This is a genomic window from Pseudomonas sp. PS01303 (assembly GCF_029959385.1).
Classification (GTDB): Bacteria; Pseudomonadota; Gammaproteobacteria; order Pseudomonadales; family Pseudomonadaceae; genus Aquipseudomonas; species Aquipseudomonas rustica.
In genome coordinates this window covers 1-8,689 of the sequence record NZ_JASCPK010000193.1, presented here as the reverse complement: position 1 = coordinate 8,689, position 8,689 = coordinate 1, and the positions used below count along the sequence as shown (strand labels likewise).

7 protein-coding genes are annotated in these 8,689 nt (G+C 59.6%); 5 read left to right on the top strand and 2 right to left on the bottom strand.

The window, feature by feature from the left end; all coding sequences use genetic code 11:
• Positions 1-214: 214 nt before the first annotated feature.
• Both QMX93_RS28210 and QMX93_RS28205 read right to left on the bottom strand, forming a co-directional pair.
• Positions 215-772, bottom strand: coding sequence for an NUDIX hydrolase (locus QMX93_RS28210; protein WP_282358802.1), 558 nt, complete (start codon positions 770-772; stop codon positions 215-217).
• 3 nt (positions 773-775) lie between these two features.
• Positions 776-1,843, bottom strand: coding sequence for a DUF2333 family protein (locus tag QMX93_RS28205; RefSeq protein ID WP_053116908.1), 1,068 nt, complete (start codon positions 1,841-1,843; stop codon positions 776-778).
• A gap of 434 nt (positions 1,844-2,277) precedes the next feature.
• Here QMX93_RS28205 and gcbA point away from each other — a divergent pair, with 434 nt between their 5' ends.
• The 5 genes from gcbA to accC all read left to right on the top strand — a co-directional run bounded on the left by gcbA (position 2,278) and on the right by accC (position 8,534).
• A complete protein-coding gene (gene gcbA / locus QMX93_RS28200) occupies positions 2,278-3,948 on the top strand; it encodes a diguanylate cyclase GcbA (RefSeq protein WP_282358801.1) in 1,671 nt (556 codons plus the stop codon).
• A 51-nt stretch (positions 3,949-3,999) separates the two neighbouring features.
• Entirely contained in the window at positions 4,000-5,946 is a 1,947-nt protein-coding gene (locus tag QMX93_RS28195) for a methyl-accepting chemotaxis protein (protein ID WP_282358800.1), read from the top strand.
• Positions 5,947-6,198: 252 nt separating this feature from the next.
• Positions 6,199-6,651 carry a type II 3-dehydroquinate dehydratase gene (aroQ, locus tag QMX93_RS28190; RefSeq protein WP_008078187.1) on the top strand — a complete coding sequence of 151 codons (453 nt, stop codon included), beginning with the start codon at positions 6,199-6,201 and terminating at the stop codon, positions 6,649-6,651.
• 48 nt (positions 6,652-6,699) lie between these two features.
• Positions 6,700-7,158 carry an acetyl-CoA carboxylase biotin carboxyl carrier protein gene (accB, locus tag QMX93_RS28185; protein ID WP_008078186.1) on the top strand — a complete coding sequence of 153 codons (459 nt, stop codon included), beginning with the start codon at positions 6,700-6,702 and terminating at the stop codon, positions 7,156-7,158.
• A gap of 17 nt (positions 7,159-7,175) precedes the next feature.
• Positions 7,176-8,534 carry an acetyl-CoA carboxylase biotin carboxylase subunit gene (gene accC / locus QMX93_RS28180; protein WP_282358798.1) on the top strand — a complete coding sequence of 453 codons (1,359 nt, stop codon included), beginning with the start codon at positions 7,176-7,178 and terminating at the stop codon, positions 8,532-8,534.
• Positions 8,535-8,689: the final 155 nt, after the last annotated feature.

The window sequence follows — 8,689 nt, the reverse complement described above, 5'->3', positions numbered from 1 at the left end:
GCTCAATTGCTGAAATGTAGGAGCTGCCGAAGGCTGCGATCTTTTGATCTTTTTTAAAGGCCAAGATCAAAAGATCGCAGCCTTCGGCAGCTCCTACAGATTCCCCACAGGCCAGCAGTCAATCAGGCCAACCTCAAACTATTCGGTGCAGCTTGAAAAGGTCGCGCAGTGTAACGGCAAAAAACCCGATTGCTAAGTGCCAATCAGCGCCAATTTATGTGTTCTTTGCGACGTCGCTTTGTTGCGCCTTGAGATAGCGCTTCAACGCGGCCAGCGAGTCCGGGCAGTAAGGCTTTTCCCGGATTTCCTGCATGACCTGCTCGACCGGAATAAAGCGCGCTTCCAGCACCTCTTCCGGCTGCAGTTTCAGCGGGCCGTCCCAGACGGCGGAAAACGCCGAACACCAGAGACGGTTGCCAGTGTCTTCGAAGTAGAAATGATCGTGAGCGGTCAACTCCACGCCGCTGACGCCCAGCTCTTCTTCCAGCTCACGGGCGGCCGACTCGGCGTAAGTCTCGTCAGCCTGCACCATGCCGCCCGCCGCGACGTCCCAGTAACCGGGATAAATCGCCTTGCTCAAGGTGCGCCGATGCACGCAAAGCTCACCGGCGGAATTGAATAGCATGATGTAAGTGCCGCGACCGATCAGCCCGCGTTCGCGCAGATCGGCGCGCACCAGAGCGCCGAGCAGGTTGTCCTGCTCGTCGACCCAGGCAATCTGTTCGGCATCGGAGGCGGCACGGTGCGCCGCCTCTTTCGCGCTATCGGACATGACTCATCCCTGATTAAGCAGTTGACGCAGATCGATCACAGCAGCGTTCGCACGGGAAATATAGTTGGCCATGACCAGCGAGTGGTTGGCCAGCACGCCGAAGCCGCTACCGTTAAGAATCATAGGACTCCACACCGGTTCCTGCGAGGCTTCCAGCTCACGAATAATCTGACGCACGCTGACGGTGGCGTTCTTCTTCGCCAGCACATCGGCGAAGTCGACTTCGATAGCGCGCAGCAGGTGCGACAGCGCCCAGGCCTGACCGCGCGCTTCGTAGAAGACGTTGTCGATCTGCATCCACGGCGTCTCGACGATTTCCTCATCGACCTGCGGCACTTCACCCACCGCCGGGGTTTCGGTTTTCAGCGCGGTATTCAGCTTGACCCGGCCAACACTGGCCGACAGACGTTGCGACAGTGAACCCAGACGGGTGCCGACATCGCCCAGCCAGTTGTTCAGGTTGTCAGCACGCGCATAAAACAGTGCGTTTTTCTGGCTCGGATCCGACAGACGCGCCTGATAACGGCTCAGCGAGTTGATGCCTTCCTGATATTCGGATTCGCTGGAAGGCAGAACCCAGCTCTTGTTGTCGAAGTTGAAACGCGGCTCGGCCTTGGCCAGATCAGCGTCTTCGGCAGACTGCGATTGCGAACGGGCGAAGTCTTTACGCAGGGCGCGGGTCAGGTCGCGCACCTGAACCAGCACGCCGTATTCCCAGCTCGGCGTGTTGTCCATCCACAGGCCTGGCGGGAAGCGGTCGTTGGAAATGTAGCCGCCCGGTTTGTTGAGCAAGGTGCCGGCGACGGTCTTCAGGGTTTCGACCGTGGTGTAGCCGATGACCATTTGCTTGCCTTCTTTCTCGGCAGCCACTTGCGCGTTTTGTGCGACCGGAAACAGCGCCGGCTCCTGGCTCCAGTACCAGCCGAGGCCGATGGTCACCAGCAGATAAATGCCGATCAGTGTGGCCAATGCGCGGCTGAACAGCAGCCCGCCAACATAGCTGCGGGTGGCCGACTTGGGCTCGGCGGCACGTTCAGGCGCGCTGCCCGCGCGGTTTTTCCAGTCCAGCATGGCGATATCCTTTCAATCACTTGGGTTCAACGGTTCGACCACAACCATACAACAACGTGCCAGAGCCGGGCACCCGCGCGTAAAGATAAGCCGCAAATCATGTGGGCGAATGACGCTTCGCGCCAATCTAAGGGTTTCCCTGATACCCGAGGGCCGATCACCCGCATGCAGGCGCTTGAAAACAATCGAAAAGCGCATTCACCGCGATGATAAAAGTGCGGGGGAAAATTCATCCGAAAACTACCCGACCTCTATTACGCTCCCGGCACACGGGGACTTCACCGACGAGCAGGTCGAAAACAAAACCGATCGGTCAGAAACTGAATGATGACGCATTGCAGATTATTGCAGTAGGACGCTCGTGTAAGGGAAAAGAGGTGCTAGCATAGAGCCACCAGTCGCCCTCAGCATGCAGCCTAACTAGTAGTCAGGATATGACCGAGCCAGAAGACCCCAGCCGTGAGCGTCTCAAGCACCACTTTGCCCAGCGGGTAATTCATCAGGCACGTCAGATTCTTGAGATATGGCAGCGCCTGCAACGCAGTGAGTGGTCCACCGTCGACCTCGCCGAACTGAGCGAGGCGAACTTGCGCCTGCTGCGTTTTGCCGAGCGCTTCGAACAGCCCGAACACACGCAACTGGCGCACCACATCAGTCAATCGCTGCAAGCAGTGGACGCCAATCGCGGCCGTCTCAGCAGCGGTCTGATCACCGATCTCAATCGTTTGATGCAGCGTTTGTCGCGCACCGGCCTGCGTCATGGCGATCAACTCGACCAGACCTTCCTGCCGCCGCTGCGCAAGCCGATCTACGTGATGCTGCAGGATCACGACCGCGCCGAACGACTGGCCAAACAACTGGAATTTTTCGGTCTCAGCGCACAGGCGCTGGACAGCGTGGCAGCCTTTCGTTCGTCGATGGTCGAGCGCTTGCCTGCCGCCATCGTCATGGACGTGGACTTCAGCGGTGCCGGCATCGGCCTGAAACTCGCCGCCGAAGCGCAGGTGGGTCTGGATGAACCGCTGCCGCTGCTGTTTTTCAGCCTGCACGAAACCGACACTCCGACCCGTCTAGCTGCCGTGCGCGCCGGTGGCCAGGAATTCCTCACCGGCACCCTCGAAGCGTCGAGCCTGCTGGAGAAAATCGAGGTTCTCACCTGCGTCGCCCAGTACGAACCTTATAAAGTGCTGATCATCGACGACTCGCGTGCGCAGGCCCTGCACACCGAGCGCTTGCTCAACAGCGCCGGCATCGTCACGCGCACGCTGATTGAACCGATTCAGGCGATGGCCGAACTCGCCGATTTCCAGCCGGATCTGATCATTCTCGACATGTACATGCCGGCCTGCACCGGCACGGAACTGGCCAAGGTGATCCGCCACAACGACCGTTATGTCAGCGTGCCGATCATCTATCTGTCGGCCGAGGACGATCTGGACAAACAGCTCGACGCGATGAGCGAGGGCGGCGATGACTTCCTGACCAAGCCGATCAAGCCGCGCCACCTCATCACCACCGTGCGCAACCGCGCGGCCCGTGCGCGCAATCTGAAAGCGCGGATGGTGCGCGACAGCCTCACCGGTTTGTACAACCACACGCACATTCTGCAATTGCTCGAAGACTGCTCGTTCCGCGCCCGCCGCGAGAGCAAGCCGCTGAGCTTTGCGATGCTCGACATCGACCACTTCAAACGGGTCAACGACAGCCACGGCCACCCGATGGGCGACCGCGTGATCAAGAGCCTCGCACTGTTCCTTAAACAGCGTTTGCGCAAGACCGATTTCATCGGCCGTTACGGCGGCGAAGAATTCGCCATCGTCATGCCCGACACGGATATAGAGGCCGCGCACAAAGTGCTCGACGAAATCCGCCAGCGCTTCGCCGAAATCCATTACCCGGCGCAACCACAGGATTTGTGGTGCACCTTCAGCGCCGGCGTGGTGGAAATGCACGACGACTGCGACAGCCTGATGATGGCCAGCCAGGCTGACGAGGCGCTGTACCGCGCCAAGGGTGCCGGGCGCAATCGCGTGCAGTCGGCGCGGGAATCAAAGCAAAGTGCCACCTTTTCATCAGATTCCACTGATGCGGTCATAACCCTGTAACAGAACCGCAATAAATTCAGGCGCTTACCATTTCTGCCGTTGGTAGCCGTCATGCGCCTGAAGTTGCTCACCAATCTCAATACCCTGCTGCTGGTCGCCGTGTGTGTCGCACTCGGCGCCACGCTGTGGTGGTCGCAAAAAGCCCTCGAACGCCCGTATCTATTGATGGAGCGATATCTGGGGCTGTCACAGCAATTTCAGAACGAGGTCGCTCGTAACGTTGAGGACTACCTCGCCGGCGGCGACGCCTTGCGCCTGAGCGCCGCCAGTCAGGCCATCGATGGCTTGCACAAAGAACTCGGCGAACTGCCGCCAACGCTGGCCGATACCCTGCGCCCGAGCCTGGCGGAGCTGGATGAATTCAGCAAAACCGATCTGCTCGCCGCCGGCAAACTGGCCGGTGATCCTCAGGCGCTGCTGTTGCAGGCCGAACGCGAACTGAGCGCGAGCCTTGAACAACTCAGCACCTACGCCAACGGCAACTCGGGTTACCTGACGCCGTTGCTTGCCGCCTCACAACATCTCGGCAAATTGTCGCTGGCGCGGGACAAACTGGTCAGCAGCGGGCGCAGTGAATTGGCGGCGGACGTTGAGCGTGAAGTCAGCAATATCAGCACGCAGGCGCAAGCGATTGATGCCCTGCCCTTGCTCGGCGTGGTTGCGAAAAGTGAATCCGGCAGCGACGATTTCGCCGCGATGATGGGCATCGAAAACACTGAAAAAGCCGTCGCCGAAGATGCTGGCGTCGGCCTCAAACGCGAACTCAACAGCTTGCTCGGTCGTTATCCTGCAGAGCTGGCGCGCACCCGCGAGCAGATCCAGAAGCGCAGCGATCTCAGCGCCGCCACCCACCAGAAAATCGCCGCCGTGCAGCAGGCCATCGCCGGACTCGAGCCGGTGGTGCGTGCGCAACACGGGCAGATTCAGGGTGAAGTGCGCCTGATGCAGGGCGTGATGATCGGCCTGATTCTGTTGATCGCGCTGCTGATCGACACCTTGCAGCGCCGCCTCTCGCGCACCCTGACCAACCTCGCTCCAGCGCTGTCGACCTGGGCTGAAGGCGATTTCAGCCGCGACATTCATCTGGGCAAAACCAACCGCGAACTGCACGACATCGAGGCTTCGCTCAATCGCTTGCGCGCCTATCTGGTGGATCTGGTCGGGACGATTCGCGGCAATGCCGAGCAAGTCGCGGGCAGCAGCCGCACCCTCGCCGAACTGAGCAACGACCTGCACAGCGGCGCTGAGCATCAGGCCGGCGACACCGCATTGATCCGCGATTCCCTCGGCGAACTGGAGGCGACCATTCAGCAAGTGGCCGGTGACGCGCGACAGGCAGCCGATGCCAGCCGTCATGCCGGACTGGCCGTCGAACATGGCCAAACCGTGATTGGCCAGAGCCTGACCGGGCTGCACGCCTTGGTCGGTGAAGTGCAAGGCAATGCGCAGATGATCGAACATCTGGCGGAGGAGTCAGCGACCATCGGTGGTGTGCTGACGGTGATTCGCTCGATTGCCGATCAGACCAATTTGCTCGCGCTGAACGCGGCAATTGAAGCGGCGCGGGCAGGGGAAATGGGTCGTGGTTTTGCAGTGGTCGCCGAGGAAGTGCGTTCGCTGGCGCAGCGGACTGCCGGGGCCACGGCGGAGATTCAGACGTTGATTGCCGGCCTGCAAACGGCGGCGCGGCAATCGGTCGAAGGCATGCGCGCGCAGGTCGAACACGCCGAAGCCACGGCCAGTCAGGCACAAGCAGCGGACGGGGCGCTGGATAAAATTGTTGGCGCGATTCAGACGATTTCCGACACGGCGGTGCGCATTGCTGAGGTTACGGCGCAGCAGAGTGGCGCGGTCAGCGAGATTCGCGATCACAGTGAGCGAATTCATCAGTTGGGTGGGGATAACTTGCTGCGGATCGGTCGTGGGCGCGAACAGGGCGAGAACTTGCTGGTATTAGGCGGGCAATTGCATACAGCCGTGCAGGCCTTTCGCGTCTGATAAACCGCTATCGCGAGCAGGCTCACTCCTACAGGGGAACGCATTTCAACTGTAGGAGTGAGCCTGCTCGCGATAGCGTCATTCGTATCACCGCATATCTTGCGGAATGACCGGATCTAATCACTCGGTCACATATTTTGCGCAAACATCGCCCATCGTGCTGGCTATTGCATAGAACTGGACAGTCACAAAGTCTTTGCGGCATAGTCGCCGGGTTCTGAACATTGCTCACCCATAACAAGGACAACGCAGATGGCAACGCTACTGGTGCTGCACGGCCCCAACCTGAACCTGCTCGGCACCCGCGAACCCGGTACTTACGGTTCAACGACCCTGGCGCAGATCAATCAGGATCTGGAGCGCCGCGCCCGTGAAGCCGGCCACCATCTGCTGTATCTGCAAAGCAATGCCGAGTACGAATTGATCGACCGGATCCACGCCGCGCGCGGCGAAGGTGTGGATTTCATCCTGATCAATCCAGCAGCTTTTACACACACAAGTGTCGCATTACGTGACGCGCTGCTGGGAGTGAGCATCCCATTCATCGAAGTGCATTTGTCCAACGTGCACAAACGCGAACCATTCCGCCATCACTCTTACTTCTCCGACGTAGCGGTGGGAGTGATCTGCGGCCTTGGCGCCAGCGGTTACCGACTGGCCCTGGAGGCTGCACTAGAACAGCTTGAAACACCGGCAACGACTTGAAATACAAGCGTTAAGCGCCCCTGACCGACCCTTGGGAGTTGATGATTCATGGATATCCGTAAAGTTAAGAAATTGATCGAATTGCTGGAAGAGTCCGGCATCGACGAGCTCGAGATCAAGGAAGGCGAAGAGTCCGTACGCATCAGCCGTCACAGCAAAACCCCGGCTCAGCAGTATTACGCGCCGGCTCCGATGCAAGCACCGGCTGCCGCACCTGTTGCTGCTCCGGTAGCGGCTGCAGCCCCGGTTGCCGCTGCTGCGCCAGCGCTGAACGGCACTGTTGCCCGTTCGCCGATGGTCGGCACGTTCTACCGTAAATCTTCGCCAGCCTCGCCAGCCTTCGTTGAAGTCGGCCAGACCGTGAAGAAAGGCGACACTCTGTGCATCGTCGAAGCCATGAAGATGATGAACCACATCGAAGCTGAAACCAGCGGTGTGATCGAGTCCATCCTCGTCGAAGACGGCCAGCCGGTTGAGTACGACCAACCGCTGTTCACCATCGTTTGAACTGCGGAGAGCCTTTGATGACTGCGAAGTTGGAAAAAGTTCTGATCGCGAACCGCGGTGAGATCGCCCTGCGGATTCTGCGTGCCTGCAAAGAGATGGGCATCAAGACCGTCGCCGTTTACTCCAAGGCCGACAAAGAGCTGATGCACCTGGGTCTGGCAGACGAATCCGTCTGCATCGGCCCGGCGTCTGCCGCTCAGTCCTACCTGCACATCCCGGCCATCATCGCTGCCGCTGAAGTGACTGGCGCTACCGCCATTCACCCAGGCTACGGTTTCCTCGCGGAAAACGCCGATTTTGCCGAGCAAGTCGAGAACTCCGGCTTCGCTTTCATTGGCCCGAAAGCCGAAACCATTCGCCTGATGGGCGACAAGGTTTCGGCCAAGCACGCGATGATCGAAGCAGGTGTGCCAACCGTTCCAGGTTCCGACGGCCCACTGCCGGAAGACGAAGAAACGGCGCTGCGCATTGGTCGTGAAGTCGGCTACCCAGTGATCATCAAAGCCGCTGGCGGCGGTGGTGGTCGCGGTATGCGCGTGGTGCATAAAGAAGAAGACCTGATCTCCTTCGCCAAGCTGACCCGCACCGAAGCTGGCGCGGCGTTCGGCAACCCGATGGTCTATCTGGAAAAATTCCTCACCAACCCACGTCACGTGGAAGTCCAGGTGCTGTCCGACGGCCAGGGTCATGCGATCCACCTGGGCGACCGCGATTGCTCGCTGCAACGTCGTCACCAGAAGGTTCTCGAAGAAGCGCCGGCACCGGGCATCGACGAGCAGGCGCGTCAGGAAGTACTGGCTCGCTGCGTCAAAGCGTGCATCGACATCGGTTACCGCGGCGCGGGTACTTTCGAGTTCCTGTACGAGAACGGTCGTTTCTACTTCATCGAAATGAACACCCGTGTTCAGGTGGAGCACCCGGTTTCGGAAATGGTCACCGGTATCGACATCGTCAAGGAGATGCTCAGCATCGCCGCTGGCAACAAGCTGTCGTTCACTCAGGATGATGTGGTCATCCGCGGTCACTCGCTGGAATGCCGGATCAACGCTGAAGACCCGAAAACCTTCATGCCGAGCCCGGGTACGGTCAAGCATTTCCACGCTCCAGGCGGCAACGGCGTTCGCGTCGATTCGCACCTGTACAGTGGTTATGCCGTTCCACCGAACTACGACTCGCTGATCGGCAAGCTGATCACTTACGGCGCGACCCGCGACGAAGCCATGGCGCGCATGCGCAATGCCCTGGACGAAATCGTGGTTGACGGGATCAAGACCAACATCCCGCTGCACCGTGATCTGGTTCGTGACGAAGGCTTCTGCAAGGGCGGTGTAAACATTCACTACCTCGAGCACAAGCTGGCTGGCGAGAAGCACTAAGCTTCAGCCCGCACCAGACAAAGCCGCCTTCGGGCGGCTTTGTTGTTTCTGCAGATTGCATAAATCCCTGTAGGAGTGAGCCTGCTCGCGATGAGGCCGGCACAATCAGCATTTATGTTGACGGCAACATCGCCATCGCGAGCAGGCTCACTCCA